The sequence below is a fragment of the Actibacterium lipolyticum genome (genome assembly GCF_900184935.1).
GTDB lineage: Bacteria > Pseudomonadota > Alphaproteobacteria > Rhodobacterales > Rhodobacteraceae > Actibacterium_A > Actibacterium_A lipolyticum.
Map to the genome: position 1 here is coordinate 1,119,416 of NZ_FXYE01000002.1, position 13,984 is coordinate 1,133,399.

General features: G+C 58.4%; 15 protein-coding genes. 6 read left to right on the top strand and 9 right to left on the bottom strand.

Annotation, left to right across the window (positions count from 1 at the left end; genetic code table 11):
- The first annotated feature begins 25 nt into the window (after positions 1-25).
- Positions 26-1,024 carry a polyprenyl synthetase family protein gene (locus COL8621_RS14150; protein ID WP_093967961.1) on the top strand — a complete coding sequence of 333 codons (999 nt, stop codon included), beginning with the start codon at positions 26-28 and terminating at the stop codon, positions 1,022-1,024.
- Here the strand turns inward: COL8621_RS14150 and COL8621_RS14155 are convergent.
- From COL8621_RS14155 to COL8621_RS14165, 3 genes are all read right to left on the bottom strand, one after another.
- Entirely contained in the window at positions 1,017-1,913 is an 897-nt protein-coding gene (locus tag COL8621_RS14155) for a 4-(cytidine 5'-diphospho)-2-C-methyl-D-erythritol kinase (protein WP_093967962.1), read from the bottom strand. The genes COL8621_RS14150 and COL8621_RS14155 overlap by 8 nt on opposite strands.
- Complete coding sequence (locus tag COL8621_RS14160) at positions 1,903-3,543, bottom strand: tetratricopeptide repeat protein (RefSeq protein WP_093968604.1); 1,641 nt, start codon at positions 3,541-3,543, stop codon at positions 1,903-1,905. The genes COL8621_RS14155 and COL8621_RS14160 overlap by 11 nt, the downstream gene beginning before the upstream one ends.
- 165 nt (positions 3,544-3,708) lie before the next feature.
- Complete coding sequence (locus COL8621_RS14165) at positions 3,709-5,361, bottom strand: electron transfer flavoprotein-ubiquinone oxidoreductase (RefSeq protein ID WP_093967963.1); 1,653 nt, start codon at positions 5,359-5,361, stop codon at positions 3,709-3,711.
- Positions 5,362-5,604: 243 nt separating this feature from the next.
- On the opposite strand from COL8621_RS14165, the gene greA reads away from it, so the two are divergent.
- From greA to COL8621_RS14185, 4 genes are all read left to right on the top strand, one after another.
- Complete coding sequence (gene greA, locus COL8621_RS14170) at positions 5,605-6,075, top strand: transcription elongation factor GreA (protein WP_093968605.1); 471 nt, start codon at positions 5,605-5,607, stop codon at positions 6,073-6,075.
- A 25-nt stretch (positions 6,076-6,100) separates the two neighbouring features.
- Entirely contained in the window at positions 6,101-7,117 is a 1,017-nt protein-coding gene (locus COL8621_RS14175; RefSeq protein WP_370804635.1) for a hypothetical protein, read from the top strand.
- A gap of 85 nt (positions 7,118-7,202) precedes the next feature.
- The gene (locus tag COL8621_RS14180) at positions 7,203-7,919 is read left to right on the top strand and encodes an AzlC family ABC transporter permease (RefSeq protein WP_093967964.1); all 717 of its coding nucleotides are present in this window, start codon (positions 7,203-7,205) and stop codon (positions 7,917-7,919) included.
- Positions 7,910-8,239, top strand: coding sequence for an AzlD domain-containing protein (locus COL8621_RS14185; RefSeq protein WP_093967965.1), 330 nt, complete (start codon positions 7,910-7,912; stop codon positions 8,237-8,239). Before COL8621_RS14180 ends, COL8621_RS14185 begins: the two co-directional genes overlap by 10 nt.
- Here COL8621_RS14185 and COL8621_RS14190 read toward each other — a convergent pair.
- From COL8621_RS14190 to COL8621_RS14210, 5 genes are all read right to left on the bottom strand, one after another.
- A complete protein-coding gene (locus COL8621_RS14190; RefSeq protein WP_093967966.1) occupies positions 8,224-8,847 on the bottom strand; it encodes a hypothetical protein in 624 nt (207 codons plus the stop codon). The two genes, COL8621_RS14185 and COL8621_RS14190, sit on opposite strands and share 16 nt — an antisense overlap.
- A 46-nt stretch (positions 8,848-8,893) precedes the next feature.
- A complete protein-coding gene (locus COL8621_RS14195; RefSeq protein ID WP_093967967.1) occupies positions 8,894-9,028 on the bottom strand; it encodes an aa3-type cytochrome c oxidase subunit IV in 135 nt (44 codons plus the stop codon).
- 77 nt (positions 9,029-9,105) lie between these two features.
- Positions 9,106-9,531: a DUF6173 family protein gene (locus COL8621_RS14200; RefSeq protein ID WP_093968607.1), complete on the bottom strand. Its 426-nt coding sequence runs from the start codon at positions 9,529-9,531 to the stop codon at positions 9,106-9,108.
- 28 nt (positions 9,532-9,559) lie between these two features.
- On the bottom strand, positions 9,560-10,615 hold the full coding sequence (locus COL8621_RS14205) for an MBL fold metallo-hydrolase (protein WP_093967968.1): 1,056 nt from the start codon (positions 10,613-10,615) through the stop codon (positions 9,560-9,562).
- Complete coding sequence (locus tag COL8621_RS14210) at positions 10,615-12,330, bottom strand: acyl-CoA dehydrogenase (protein ID WP_093967969.1); 1,716 nt, start codon at positions 12,328-12,330, stop codon at positions 10,615-10,617. Before COL8621_RS14210 ends, COL8621_RS14205 begins: the two co-directional genes overlap by 1 nt.
- A 116-nt stretch (positions 12,331-12,446) precedes the next feature.
- Between COL8621_RS14210 and COL8621_RS14215 the strand changes: the two genes are divergently transcribed.
- A complete protein-coding gene (locus COL8621_RS14215; RefSeq protein WP_093967970.1) occupies positions 12,447-13,412 on the top strand; it encodes an L-threonylcarbamoyladenylate synthase in 966 nt (321 codons plus the stop codon).
- Here COL8621_RS14215 and COL8621_RS14220 read toward each other — a convergent pair.
- Positions 13,409-13,978, bottom strand: coding sequence for a YqgE/AlgH family protein (locus COL8621_RS14220; protein WP_176438537.1), 570 nt, complete (start codon positions 13,976-13,978; stop codon positions 13,409-13,411). The genes COL8621_RS14215 and COL8621_RS14220 overlap by 4 nt on opposite strands.
- Positions 13,979-13,984 lie beyond the last annotated feature (6 nt).

Below are 13,984 nucleotides of genomic sequence, written 5' to 3' on the forward strand. Positions count from 1 at the left end.
TGTCGAGAGAACTGACGAGAGCGTGATGAGTTTGGACGCTGCCGAGAGCAAACCCCACCAGCGCCTAAGCGCACATTTGGCACCCGAGCTTGCGGCGGTCAATGAATTGATCCGTGCGCGCATGGCGTCAAAACACGCGCCCCGCATCCCCGAAGTGACCGCGCATTTGATCGAGGCTGGCGGCAAACGTCTGCGCCCGATGTTGACGTTGGCTGCGGCGCGGCTGTGTGGCTATCAGGGGCCATATCACGTGCATCTGGCCGCGACGGTTGAATTCATCCACACCGCCACCCTGCTGCACGACGACGTTGTTGACGAAAGCGGCCAACGCCGTGGCCGCCCCACGGCAAACCTGCTGTGGGATAACAAATCGTCTGTTCTGGTCGGCGACTATCTGTTTGCCCGCGCGTTTCAGTTGATGGTTGAACCCGGCAATCTGCGCGTTCTAGAAATCTTGTCCAATGCCGCCGCAACCATTGCCGAAGGCGAAGTGTTGCAGCTGACCGCAGCGCAGAACCTCTCGACGGACGAAGACATTTACCTTCAGGTCGTGCGCGGTAAAACCGCCGCCCTGTTTTCCGCCGCCACCGAAGCTGGCGCAGTGATTGCCGATGCCGATACGGCACATGTGCAGGCGCTGTTCACCTATGGCGACGCGTTGGGTATCAGCTTTCAGATCGTTGATGACCTGTTGGATTACTGGGGCTCTGACGCCACCGGGAAAAACATCGGGGATGATTTCCGCGAACGCAAACTGACGCTGCCGGTGATCAAAGCAGTTGCCAAAGCCGATGAGGAAGAGCGCGCCTTCTGGTCCCGCACCATCGAAAAGGGCAAGCAACAGGACGGTGACCTTGAAACCGCGCTGGCGCTGTTGGCCAAACACAACGCGCTGGAAGACACCCGGACCGAGGCGATTGCATGGGCCGACAAGGCCAAAGCCGCGCTAAGCGTTTTGCCTGATGATCCGATCCGCACGATGCTGCACGACATTGCCGATTACGTGGTCGCGCGGGTTAACTAACCTGCGGCCGCGCCCGTTCGCTTTGATCGCCAAGTGAGCCCGCTTGGACCCACCAATCGGGGTGGGCTGTGCGAATGTGGTGTTCAGCGGCCAAAGCTGCTTCTTCGTCAGGGAATACCCCGAAACACGTCGCGCCCGAACCCGACATACGGGACAAAAGGCACCCATCGGCCCTTTCAAATGTGTCCAGCACGCGGCCAATTGCCGGTTCCACTTTTAGCGCCGGCGCTTGAAGGTCGTTCCGTTGCTGCGCCAGCCATTCGGCAAATGCGTTCACATCGCTGAAGGCGGGCAGTTCATCGGGCAGCGGTGCGTTTTCGCGGGATGCTAACGCTGCGAATATCTTTGGCGTGCTGACCTCGATTCGTGGGTTCACCAGAACTGTTGGGATCGGGCCAAGATTGGTAAAATCAATCCGCTCTCCAATCCCACGCACACGCGCCGGGCGGCACATCAGGCACATTGGCAGATCGGCACCAAGGCCAAGGGCTTTGTCGGCAATTTCTGCAAATCTGCTTTGCGGCATGTCTGCTAGATCTTCACGGTCCCAATGCCGCAAAAGTCCGCGCAGCGCAGCCGCTGCATCGGACGACCCGCCGCCAATGCCGGACGCGGCTGGCAGGTTCTTGGTCAGCGTCATCGCCGCCCCCTGCCCTTCGCCCATCAGCGCGGCGGCTTTCATTACAAGGTTGCTTTCATCCACTGGAACGCCTGCGGCCTCGGGGCCATCAACGGTCAGGGAAAGGGATTTGCCGTCTGTAATCTTCAGACTGTCGCCAACCGGGGCGAACGCCACCAAGCTATCCAACAGGTGATAGCCATCGTCGCGTTGTCCGGTTACGTGCAGGCAGAGATTGACCTTGGCCGGAGCGAAGACCTCAATCGCCATTGGCGACCGAAATGGGCTCTTTGCCCTCTTCCATCAGAACCTTATCAAGGCCGACTTCCAATTTCCGGCGAATACGTTCTGCGTCAACCTCTTCGGGGTCAAATGACAGCGCGCGGCGCCATTGGAATTTTGCTTCGATCTTGCGGCCGACCGCCCAGAACACATCGCCCAAATGGTCGTTGATGACCGGGTCCACGGGTTCAAGTTCAGCAGCGCGTTCCATATGCGGCACCGCTTCGTCATAGCGGCCCAACCGGTACAGCACCCAGCCAAGGCTATCGGTGATAAACCCATCGTTGGGTCGACCTGCAACCGCGCGTTCAATCATATCTAGCGCTTCATCCAGATTGGTCTGCAATTCAACATAGGAATAGCCAAGATAGTTCAGCACGCGGGGCTGGTCTGGCTCCAACTCCAACGCTTTGCGCAAGTCTGCCTCGGCCAAATCCCACTGTTTTTCACGTTCATGCGCCATGCCGCGGGCGTAATATACGATCCACTGCATCCGGTCGGGGCCAGAGAAAAGCGCAATCGCGCGGTCATAAGCCTTGGTCGCATCGCCGTAACGTTCCATCCGGCTGAACATATCACCAAGCGAAACGTGAACGATGGGCAGGTCGGCATGCGATTTGGTAAGCTGTGTCATCACCTCAATCGCGGCTTCGGTCTTGCCAGCTTTTTCCAACGTCTTCGCGCGACCCAATTCGGCGGCATAGAACGCGGGCGCATCGGCGGGAACCTGAAGGTAAGCCGCCGTCGCAAGCTCATAACGTTCCTGCACTTCAAGCAGCTCTGCCGTCAGCAACATCGCATCGACATGGTCAGGGCGCAGGTATTGCGCGACGCGGGAATAAAGCAGCGTGTAGGTGTCGTTCGCTTCGCCGTTCAGGGCGTCAGCAACGGTGTAAAACACCTCTGCCGCGCCGTCCGACGCATTACGGATCGTATCGAATGGAAGAGCCTCGCCCGCTTCAAGGCGGGTGCGCAGGTCGCTCATGCCGGGGTCAAGGTCGGGGCCGAACACCTCTGCGATCAGGTCGATCGCGTCTTGGTTACGCTCTAGCTGGCTAAGAACGCCAATGTTGGCCAGAACGCCGCGCCGGGTCGTGCGCAGGGCTTGCCCGGTTTCGCTTGAAAAGATCGCATCGGCGCTTTCGAAATCACCGACGGCGGCAAGGGCCAGCGCCTTGTGATAGTCGCCAAAGATCGCCAGACCCTGTTCCGCCGAGGCGGCATCGAACGCTTCCAGCGCCTCTGACATGCGGCCTTCGCCAAAATGGCTCCAAGCGGTGATCAGGCCATCGACAAGCGGGCCGACGCTGCGCCCGGCTTCGAAATCATCCAGCGCGGATTGATACGCGCCGCGCTTTAGCTGATCGGCCAACAGCACCATATCGGCAGACTGGCTGCCCATGCCGCCCTGCTGCATCCGACGCGCAATCGGAATGGCGCGGTCCAGTTGCCCCAAGCCGGTGAATGCCAACAATGCACTTTCCAGCAATCCGGCATTCGCCGGGTCACGAGCCAACGCCTGAGTGTAATATTGCGCGGCGGCCTCATAATCGCTGAAAAAGCTGGCGTGACGTGCGGCCAGATAGGCACCGGCAAGCCCGTTTTGGGCCTGCGCCATGGGCGCGGTGGAAACAGCGAATGCAGCAAGCGCCGCAAGGCTTAGGGACCGGATTGGGAATACGGGCAAAGGAACACTCCGCTTTGACGTTAGATCAAAGGTAGTGAACCAATGGGGGCAAGGCAATGCGTGGGCGGCACTTTGACCGCCCACATGACGACTCTGTTACATATTCGGGTAATTTGGCCCGTCACCACCCTGCGGCGTGACCCAGTTGATGTTCTGGCTGGGGTCCTTGATGTCACAGGTTTTGCAGTGAACACAGTTCTGGAAGTTGATGACAAAGCGCGGGTCTTTGCCTTCTTCTTCGACCACCTCGTAAACGCCAGCCGGGCAATACCGCTGCGCGGGTTCTGCGAATTCCGGCAGGTTGACCGAGATCGGCAGCGATGGATCCTGCAGTTGCAGGTGGCAAGGCTGTTCTTCTTCGTGGTTCGTCATCGAAAAGCTGACGTTCGTCAGGCGATCAAATGACAGTGTGCCATCGGGTTTCGGGTAATCGATCGGCTTGTGCTTTTCGGCAGCCTCGGTCGCCTTGGCGTCGGTTTTGCCGTGGCTTAGCGTGCCAAACAGGCTGAACTTAAAGATCGACTGGAACCACATGTCGAACCCGCCAAGGGCAAGACCACCCACCGGACCCAGCTTGCCGTTCAGCGGCGCAACGTTGCGCACGCGCTTTAGGTCTTTGCCTACTGGGCCTTCACGCAGCGCGACGTCGTAATCGGCCAGCGTATCGTTTGCGCGGCCTTCTTTGATTGCCTTAACCGCAGCCTCGGCCGCGGCCATGCCGGACAGCATGGCGTTATGGTTGCCTTTGATGCGCGGCAGGTTCACCAGACCAACGGAACAACCCAACAGCGCACCACCGGGGAAGGCGGATTGTGGGATCGACTGGAAACCGCCCTTGGTCACAGCACGCGCGCCGTAAGCCACGCGTTTTGCGCCTTTCAACAGCTTCGCCACCTCAGGGTGGTGCTTGAAGCGCTGGAATTCCATGTAGGGGAACAGATACGGGTTCTTATAGTTCAGATCGACGATATAGCCGACGTAAACCTGATTGTTATCCAAGTGATAGATGAACGACCCGCCCGAGTTTTTCCAACCCAGCGGCCAGCCCATCGTGTGGGTCACTTCGCCTTCGTTGTGGTTTTCTGGCTTAACTTCCCAGATCTCTTTCATGCCAAGGCCGAACTTGGGCACGTCACAGTCTGCTGCCAGACGGTATTTCGCGATCACCTCTTTCGACAGGCTGCCGCGCACACCTTCGGACAAGAAGACGTATTTACCGTAAAGTACCATCCCCGGTTCATAGTTCGGACCGGGGGTGCCATCTGGGTTCTTGCCGAACTCGCCCGCTACAACGCCTTTCAACGCGCCATCATCGCCGTAAACCAGTTCAGAACACGCCATGCCGGGGAACACTTCTACGCCCAGCTCTTCGGCCTGTTCTGCCATCCAGCGGCAAACGTTACCCATCGAAACGATGTAGTTGCCGTGGTTGTTCATCAGCGGCGGCATGATCCAGTTCGGAAGGCGCAGTTTGCCAGCCTCGCCCAGAACAAGGAAGTTGTCTTCCTTGACCGGTACGTTCAGCGGTGCGCCCTTTTCCTTCCAGTCAGGGATAAGTGCGTTCAGGCCCGATGGGTCAAGCACAGCACCAGACAGGATGTGCGCCCCAACTTCAGAGCCTTTTTCCAGCACAACCACATTCAGATCGGAATCCAACTGCTTGAGCCGGATCGCAGCCGAAAGCCCCGCAGGGCCCGCGCCGACGATCACAACGTCATATTCCATCGATTCCCGTTCTACTTGGGTCATGTCCTCACCTTTCACACGCAAAGCGCGTTCTCATCCCTTTAAATATCCTGCAAAGCGTTATCTTACCGCGATACAAGGCGTCAATTGTAACGCCACTGCACTTTTGTCGCGCTGCAGCATATTGGCCGCCCCAAATACGGCGACCCCTTGCAATCTGCGCGCCTCTGGGGTCATTTGTTGGAATTCAGTCACCAGCGGCGCGCCTGATTAGGCCGTGCCGCTTTCAAATGTTCGATGGTTGCGATGGAAAAGATACCGATGACCCGCGAGGGTCACACAGCACTAGATGCCGAATTGAAAACCCTAAAGTCGGTGGAACGTCCCGCCGTGATCCGGGCCATCGCCGAAGCACGTGAACATGGGGATTTGTCGGAAAACGCCGAATACCATGCCGCCCGCGAAAAACAGAGCTTCATCGAAGGTCGGGTCAAAGAACTTGAGGGCCTGCTTTCGCTTGCCGAAGTCATCGACCCCAGCAAGCTTTCCGGCGCCATCAAGTTTGGCGCGACGATCAAGTTGGTGGATGAAGATACCGACGAAGAAAAAACGTATCAGATTGTTGGCGAACCAGAAGCCGACATCGAACGTGGCCTTCTGAACATCAAGTCGCCACTGGCACGCGCGTTGATCGGCAAAGACGAAGGCGATAGCGTCGAGGTGAAGACACCCGGCGGCGGTAAGAGCTATGAGGTTCTAAGCGTCCAATATGTCTGAGGCACAAGGCCGAGACCGACCCGACATGACCAAGAAGAATCAGGACCCACCGATTGACCTCGGTATTTTTGGAAAACGTGGCATGGGCGACGGCCTGACCGCGGCCGATATCATTGCAATCGCGCTAAGTGTGCTTTGGCTGGTGGCGTCGGGCCTGTTCTTCATGATCGCGGGCACGGGCGACCCTGAAAGCGGGTTTGACCCAATCCGTTTCGCGCTGACCTTTCTTGCCATCGCAATGCCCGTGGCCCTGATCTGGGTCGGGGCATCGGCGGCGAAAAGCGCGCGCATCATGCGCGAAGAATCTGCGCGGCTGCAATCTGCGATCGATGCGATGCGCCACGCCTATATCCAGCAACAGCAGACAACCAACGTCGGCGTCCGCCCCACCGTCGAAAAGAAACTGGACGAAATCGTCGCCTCGCAGAAACAAGCGGAATCCGCGATTGCAACTTTTGCCACCTCGCGTGATCGCGACGCCCCGATGGCAAGCCCGCAGCAAGGCGCAATCGCCAATGACGGTTCTCAGCCGTCGCTTGCTCTTGGCACCCCGGCAGAAGAGATTCAGCCGCCCCTGTCGATTTCGGATTTCATCAAGGCGTTGAACTTCCCCGAAACGGCGGAAGATCACGAAGGGTTCCGCGCGCTGCGTCGTGCGCTACAAGACCGCACTGCGGCGAAACTTGTTCGGTCGGCTCAGGACGTTCTGACGCTTCTTAGCCAAGATGGCATCTATATGGATGACCTGCGCCCCGACCGTGCCCGCCCTGAAATCTGGCGCCGTTTCGCCCAAGGTGAACGTGGCGCGACCGTGGCTGGCCTTGGTGGGGTGCGCGACCGGTCCTGTCTTGCACTAACGGCGGGCCGTATGCGCCAAGATCCGATTTTCCGGGATGCGGCGCACCATTTCTTGCGCCAGTTCGACCATACGTTCAGCGACTTCGATAAGGTCGCGACAGATCAAGAGATTAACGATCTGGCAGAAACCCGCACCGCGCGGGCATTTATGCTGTTGGGGCGTGTTTCGGGAACCTTCGACTAACCCACTTGCACCTCGTGTTGGGAATGATAGCTTCTGGCAGACGTAGGGCCGCTGCTTCGGGGCCTTCGTAGTCCAGAGGCACCCAATGACATCACCAAACTCCAGATCAGCTTTTTGGCTGGGCGTTCGCCACGGCGCTCCGTTTTTATTTGTGGTCATACCGTTCGCGGTATTGTTCGGCGTTGTCGCGACCGAAGCCGGGTTTAACCTTGCACAAGTCATGGGTTTTTCGGTGCTGGTTATTGCAGGCGCTTCGCAATTCGCGGCGATTCAATTGATCACCGAAAACGCGCCCACAGCGGTTATTCTGGCAACAGCTTTGGCCGTGAACCTGCGAATGGCGATGTATTCCGCATCGCTGACCCCGCACCTGGGTGCCGCGCCTTTGTGGCAGCGCGCATTGATGGCCTATTTTCTGGTCGACCAGTCCTATGCCGTTGGTGTCGCGCGTTTCGAAAAACATCCCGAAATGTCGCGCGCCCAAAAGACCGCGTATTTCTTTGGCGTGATCCTTCCGATCTGTCCGATGTGGTATTTGATGACCTATGCCGGTGCGGTGATGGGCCAAGAAATTCCGCCGGAATACGCGCTGGATTTCGCGGTTCCGATCACCTTCCTTGCGCTGATCGCCCCGGCCCTGCGCACGCTGGCCCATGTCGCCGCCGCGCTGGTGTCGGTTGCCGTCGCCTTGGCGTTGGCTTTCCTTCCCTACAACGGCGGGCTGATGATCGCCTCGATCGCGGCGATGATGGCAGGCGCACAAGTTGAACTTTGGCTGAAAAGGCAAAACCGATGGACATGAGCAGCACCCAGATTTGGACGATCATTGCCTTGCTTGGCATTGGGACCTTCCTGATCCGGTTTTCCTTTCTGGGAATCATCGGCGACCGAGAACTGCCAGAATGGGTGCTGCGGCACCTGCGCTACACGCCGGTATCAGTGTTGCCTGCGCTGATCGCGCCACTGGTGCTGTGGCCAGAAGCGACAGGCGGCCAGCCCGATCTTGCGCGCATCCTTGCAGCGGCAGTAACGCTTTTGCTGGGTGTGACGACTAAGAATGTTTTGGCGGCGATTTTTGGCGGCGCGGGCACGCTCTACCTTGGGCTTTACCTGCTAGGCTGAGACGCCGCAGAGGCCGACTGCTGACTTGATAGCAGCGCGCTATTATCGTCGGAATCTTCATCGTAATAGACTTTGGTTTCGACGCCGGGCAGTTCGCCAAATGATTTCATGATCCGCCCCGGGAACATGCCGCCACCCACAGATTGGAAACCGGGTAGTTTGCTGAAGATACGCGTCGTGGCGTTTGCGCAGAACGCCTTTGGAACGGCGCCGTTTGCTTCGACCAGTTGCAAGGCTTGTTCTGCAACGTCGGGTGTGACCACCACGGTCTGCGTAACAACCCGATAGGTTTCGCGTGCGTGATAATCGATGAAGAATTTCAGCATGGTCGGCGTGATGCCGTAATGCACATCGTGACGTTCGGGCGCGGTACGGTGCCACCACGTGCCGGCAGGGTCGAAAATCACCCGCTGGCTTGCATTGATCATGATCGCGCTATGCGCGCCTTCGTTCGACCGGTTGTTGACCATCGTGAACAACGTGATCGAAGTGGGACCAGCCGGGCGATAAGCCGCCGCGCGCACAGCCTCTTCTGGGGCCCAGACAGAATCCGCACCACAACCAGCCAGAAACAGCGAAGCAAAAACGCCAAGCAGAACGCCGCGCATACAAAACCACCTAAGAAAAAGGCGGGAAGACCCCGCCTTGCGCAAATCAGCCGTTAACCAGACCGATGAAGATCAGCAATGCGATGGAGAAGACTGCCGTAGCAATCGAAAAGCGGATAAAACCCTCAAAGGTTTTTTCCTGCGTGGTGATATCCATCGAGCCGTGCTTATGCTCTGCCATGGGGGTTCCTTTCCCTGTTCGTGCGAAGTTCAGATAGCTGATTTGGAAATCGCTGTCACGACCCAGATCGCCGCAGCTTACTCATCCTGTTCCAAATCCTCGGCCAAGCGGAACCCGATGCGACGCGCGACGGGGGTTTCCTCTAGCTTGGGCAAGGCCCGTAGCATGACGTTCAACTGGCTAACGTGCTGCACCAATTGCGTGCGCATACCCGATTCATCAGAGCCATAGAACGTAATGATATCAGGGTCGAAATAGCCAACGCCTTCGATACGAAGCACGCCAGCATTCCCGCCGGTCATGCCAATGGCGATCTCTTGTTCTGAATCCAGCTGCTCTTCGAAGTTCTGGATATACAGGATTAGCCGCTCATAGGCCCATTCGGCCGCGCTTTTCTTATCGACGGGTTTACGCACCACCGAATCAGGAAGCGGCTTTTGTTCGGGCGATGCCGGGGCATTTGGGTCGGAATGTACGACACGTGCGATGCGGGGCGCACCCACGCCTGTTGGTTTTTCGGCCTGTTGATCGTCAGTCACCTGCTACCTCTTTCACCTGAAACAACCATTCATCATTCTCACCGCGCCAACGGTTAACGCGGCCCAGATGATATAGGTGATTGAGATGGCCGATAGACTCGACCAGAGCAAGGCCATATTCGCCGCCAGAAATCTCTCGTTTGAACAGGGGCATAAAGCAGCTTCCTGCCGATTGCGGCGTTTCAAGGTGCTTAAGCAGACGGGTCAGCGCGCTGTGGTGGTTGGTGATCAGTTGGTTCAAACGGGTCGGCAGGCCGGTGTAGGGCAGTTTGTGCCCCGGCAAGACAAGCTGTTCACCATCGGCAAAGGGGATGAACCCTTCGCAGCTGTCCAACCACTCGCCCACGGGGTCGGCATCTGGTTCTGTCGCGTAGACCCCAAGGTTCGGAGAGATGGAGGGCAACAACTGATCCCCGCCAAGGACAAGGTTGTCATCACGGCTCCAGAACGTGGCATGTTCGGGCGCGTGGCCGTGGCCGATGCGCACATCCCAATCCCGTCCGCCAAAATGCACGACATCGCCCTGCTTCACGCGGGTAAAGCCCAGCGGCATTGGGGCAACGACATCGGCAAAGTTGAAGGGCCGTTCCGACACGCGGCCTTGGTAAACAGCAGGGTCCATCCCGGCCCCGCGCCAAAACGCCAACGTTTCTTCGGTGTGATGTTCTTCGACCTCGAACACCTTCATACGGGCCATCAGCCACGCGGTGCGGGTTGTCATCAGTTCAGCGCCGTGTTCGGACTGAAACCAGCCAGCCAGCCCCACGTGATCGGGGTGATGATGGGTGACAACAACCCGGTTTACTGGCCTGCCACCCAACGGCCCATCAAGGCATTTCTGCCAGATTGCCTTGCTGCTTTTTGAACAAAACCCGGTATCGACGATGGTCCATCCGTCGCCATCGTCCAGCGCAAAGATGTTCACGTGGTCCAGCTTCATCGGCAGCGGAAGACGCAGCCAAAGAACGCCGGGGGCCACTTCGATGGCTTCACCCTCTGCTGGCGGTTCGCTCCAGGGATAGCGAATAGCAGAGGGCGTGCCGTCCATTACGCCACCAGATCTTCGGGTGACAGCGCATACAGCCCTTCAGCCCCTTCGCGGGCATGGGCGAACAATGCGTTATGCTCTGGCAGGATCCGCTTGATAAAGAACCGCGCCAGCGCCGTACGTGGGCCATCTGCCCCTTCGGCAACTGCGGCCTTCAGGTGGAAATGCGCACCCAGCGCCAAGGCAAAGCCGCGCAGATATGGCACCGCACCGGCAAAACGGTCGTTCATGTCCTGCGCGACCATCCATTCGGTGGTTTCGCGCAGATCCTCGGCCGCACCCCACACGTCTTCGGCCAGTTCTGGCAACGAACCACGCGCGGCTTCGGCCGCGGTTTCAATTTCTTCGGACAGGCGGAAGGCAGCTTCGCCACCGTCCATCATTTTGCGCGCCACAAGGTCCATGGCCTGAATGCCGTTGGTGCCTTCGTAAATCGCCGTCACGCGCACATCACGCAGGTATTGCGCTGCGCCGGTTTCTTCGATGAACCCCATGCCGCCATGCACCTGAATGCCCATGGACGACACGTTGATGCCGGTGTCCGTTCCATATGCCTTGGCGATTGGGGTCAACAGCGCCGCGCGCGCCTGATGATCAGCGTCGCCCGTTGCACGCGCCAAATCAATCGACGCCGCACAGGCAAGAGAGATTGCACGAGCGGCAAATACCTCTGCCTTCATCGTCGCCAGCATCCGGCGGACATCGGCATGATCCACAATCGTGCCAGCACCGTCACCAACCGGTGTTTTGCTTTGCTTGCGGTCCATCGCATAGGAAACAGCCTGCTGATACGCGCCTTCGGCGGCACCAATGCCTTGAACGCCAACACCCAGCCGTGCGTTGTTCATCATCGTGAACATCGCGGCCATGCCCTTATGCTCTTCGCCAACAAGCCAGCCTTTGGCACCGTCAAACTGCATCACTGCAGTGGGGGAGCCGTGAAGGCCCATCTTATGCTCAAGGCTAACCACCTTCAGCGTGTTCGCCACGCCGGGGTTGCCGTTTTCATCTGGAATGAACTTGGGCACCATGAACAGGCTGATACCACGCGTCCCTGCCGCACCATCGGGAAGGCGCGCCAACACCAGATGGCAGGTGTTGGTGTTCATGTCGCTATCACCCCAAGAGATGAATATCTTTTGGCCAGTCACGGCATAGGTGCCATCGCCATTCGGTTCTGCCTTGGACGACAGCGCGCCGACATCTGTACCGGCATGAGGCTCGGTCAGGTTCATTGTGCCGTTCCATTCGCCCGAAATCAGCTTGGGCAGGTACAGCGCCTTCATTTCATCACTTGCATGATGTTCCAGCGCTTCGATCTGACCCATGGTCAGCAGCGGGTTCAACTGCAACGACAAGCACGCCGCGCTCATCATTTCGTTGACGGCGGTGGTCACGGTGATCGGCAGACCCATGCCGCCATGTTCAACATCGGCCGACATGCCAACCCAGCCGCCTTCGGCAATTTGTTGATAGGCTTCGGAAAAACCGGGGGAACTGCGCACAACGCCATTCTCAAGAACTGCTGGGTGCAAATCGCCGTTGCGCTGAACAGGTGCCATCACCTCTTCGCACAGTTTACCGGCCTCGATCAGAATCGCATCCGTCACATCGCGCGAGGCTTCGGCAAAAAGGTCGGTTTTCGTGACTTGTTCAAGATCGACAACATGGTCAAAAATGAACTGAAAATCGCTTACCGGGGCGCGATATGGCATTGGGGTCCCTCTCTCAGTCGCGCCTTGTGAATAACAAAGCACAGCAGTATGTCAGCAGAATTGTTGGCCAAAGCCTACTGTGCAGAGCCACACCATCAAGGCAGACGCAGCGTCACATGAGCAGTGCAGTCCCCACCGTCACCCTAACACCCGACCACGCGGGGCTTTCCCGCGCGGCAGAATTTCTGACGGATGGTGCCCTTGTGGCCTTCCCGACAGAGACCGTTTACGGCCTTGGCGCGGATGCGCGCAACGACACCGCAGTCGCCCGAATATTCGAAGCAAAGGGCAGACCGCGGTTCAATCCGCTGATCGTTCACCTACCGAACATGGATGTTGCACGCACAATCGCTGACTTCCCCGAACTTGCCGAACGGCTGGCCGATGCGTTTTGGCCCGGGCCGCTGACGCTTGTCGTGCCACTTCGGCCCGATTCTGGGCTGTCGCCATTGGTGACGGCAGGCAATGACACTGTGGCCCTTAGGGTGCCCGAACATCCCGTTGCGCACGATCTTCTGACCACCTTTGCTGGTCCTGTCGCGGCCCCGTCTGCAAACCCATCGGGCAAAGTCAGCCCGACACGGGCGGAACATGTTCTGGAAGGTCTGACAGGCCGCATCGAAGCCGTCGTTGATGGTGGCGCATGCGGAGTTGGCGTGGAATCGACAATCATTGGGTTCGACGGCGGGCCAACGCTGTTACGTCCCGGTGGCCTTCCGACCGAGGTGATCGAGGAGTGCATCGGTCAGCCCTTGGCCGCACGTGGCGAAAACGCAGGCATCAACGCGCCGGGGCAGCTGACATCACATTACGCGCCCGGTGCGCCTGTACGCCTGAATGCCACCGCGCCCGATGTCGATGAGGTTTGGCTTGGCTTCGGCCCAGATTGCAAAGACGCAGCCCTGAACTTATCACCCACTGGTGATCTGGTAGAGGCAGCCGCCAATCTGTTTCATCACTTGCGGGCGATTGATGCGCTGGCGAACACTGGGCAGGTCATAGCAATCGCACCGGTCCCCGAACACGGGCTTGGCCGCGCCATCAACGACCGTTTGCGCCGCGCCGCTGCACCACGTTCCTAAGCGCGCCCAGCCTCGGCAGACAGGGTTAGCGGGTCCACCCCAAGCACCTGCAACGCCCGCGCCCATTTAGAGCCGTCATCGGCATCAAAAACGATGTCAGGGTTGGCGTCACACGTAAGCCAGCCGTTTTGAAGGATCTCTCCCTCCAACTGGCCGGGCCCCCACCCGGCATAGCCAAGGGCAAGGATCGCCCGTTCTGGCCCGCTGCCACGGGTCATTTTTTCAAGGATATCCAGCGTCGCTGTCAGCCCGAACTGATCATCAACTTTCAAGGTCGGGGATTGGTTCGACCGGTAATCGCGCGAATGCAGCACAAACCCGCGGCCATGTTCAACAGGCCCGCCAAAATGCACCCGAATATCGCGCCCCGGCCCTTTGGGGATGCTTAGCTGTTCCAACAAATCGGAAAAGCGCAATTCGTCCGTGGGCTTGTTGATAATAAGCCCCATCGCGCCGTCATCGGAATGAGCACACATATAAACCACGCTTTTTTCAAAGCGCGGATCGCCCATCCCGGGCATCGCAATCAGAAGTTTGCCGCTAAAGTCCATGGTGTTTTCTTGCATATGTTT

What these genes read in the sequence shown, in the direction of transcription:
- COL8621_RS14165 (WP_093967963.1), bottom strand. Translation starts at nt 5,361, where the DNA reads ATGACCCAAGTAGAACGGGAATCGATGGAATATGACGTTGTGATCGTC.
- COL8621_RS14175 (WP_370804635.1), top strand. Translation starts at nt 6,101, where the DNA reads ATGACCAAGAAGAATCAGGACCCACCGATTGACCTCGGTATTTTTGGA.
- COL8621_RS14190 (WP_093967966.1), bottom strand. Translation starts at nt 8,847, where the DNA reads ATGCGCGGCGTTCTGCTTGGCGTTTTTGCTTCGCTGTTTCTGGCTGGT.
- greA (WP_093968605.1), top strand. Translation starts at nt 5,605, where the DNA reads ATGGAAAAGATACCGATGACCCGCGAGGGTCACACAGCACTAGATGCC.
- COL8621_RS14180 (WP_093967964.1), top strand. Translation starts at nt 7,203, where the DNA reads ATGACATCACCAAACTCCAGATCAGCTTTTTGGCTGGGCGTTCGCCAC.
- COL8621_RS14185 (WP_093967965.1), top strand. Translation starts at nt 7,910, where the DNA reads ATGGACATGAGCAGCACCCAGATTTGGACGATCATTGCCTTGCTTGGC.
- COL8621_RS14210 (WP_093967969.1), bottom strand. Translation starts at nt 12,330, where the DNA reads ATGCCATATCGCGCCCCGGTAAGCGATTTTCAGTTCATTTTTGACCAT.
- COL8621_RS14215 (WP_093967970.1), top strand. Translation starts at nt 12,447, where the DNA reads ATGAGCAGTGCAGTCCCCACCGTCACCCTAACACCCGACCACGCGGGG.
- COL8621_RS14195 (WP_093967967.1), bottom strand. Translation starts at nt 9,028, where the DNA reads ATGGCAGAGCATAAGCACGGCTCGATGGATATCACCACGCAGGAAAAA.
- COL8621_RS14220 (WP_176438537.1), bottom strand. Translation starts at nt 13,978, where the DNA reads ATGCAAGAAAACACCATGGACTTTAGCGGCAAACTTCTGATTGCGATG.
- COL8621_RS14205 (WP_093967968.1), bottom strand. Translation starts at nt 10,615, where the DNA reads ATGGACGGCACGCCCTCTGCTATTCGCTATCCCTGGAGCGAACCGCCA.
- COL8621_RS14160 (WP_093968604.1), bottom strand. Translation starts at nt 3,543, where the DNA reads ATGGCGCAGGCCCAAAACGGGCTTGCCGGTGCCTATCTGGCCGCACGT.
- COL8621_RS14150 (WP_093967961.1), top strand. Translation starts at nt 26, where the DNA reads ATGAGTTTGGACGCTGCCGAGAGCAAACCCCACCAGCGCCTAAGCGCA.
- COL8621_RS14155 (WP_093967962.1), bottom strand. Translation starts at nt 1,913, where the DNA reads ATGGCGATTGAGGTCTTCGCTCCGGCCAAGGTCAATCTCTGCCTGCAC.